Source organism: Lysinibacillus sp. GbtcB16 (assembly GCF_019091145.1).
GTDB classification, from domain to species: domain Bacteria; phylum Bacillota; class Bacilli; order Bacillales_A; family Planococcaceae; genus Lysinibacillus; species Lysinibacillus fusiformis.
The window spans coordinates 1-256 of the sequence record NZ_JAGXJV010000591.1; the positions used below are offsets into that span (position 1 = coordinate 1).

Sequence of the window (256 nt, forward strand, 5' to 3'; positions counted from 1 at the left end):
AGCCCCTTCAAGCCACTCCCCAATAGCCGCGGCACCAAGCACAGCTGCTGTCATGAGTACATTCATATCCAGAGAACGACTTTTCACTGCGTAATAGGCACTTCTAGCTGGTTTGTAGCCTCCAATCATAATCGAAAGCACATATAACAGAATTATCAAATTAGGTGTAACGTTAGTATAAGAACCAAGAAATCCAAAGAGCAGTAACGCACCTGAAAATACAATGAGATTTACTGCCGAGTTATCTTTCTTTGTT

General features: G+C 41.8%; 1 pseudogene. It reads right to left on the reverse strand.

Annotation, left to right across the window (positions count from 1 at the left end):
* Positions 1–256: pseudogene (locus tag KVT27_RS25340) on the reverse strand (heavy metal translocating P-type ATPase); the annotation flags it as partial.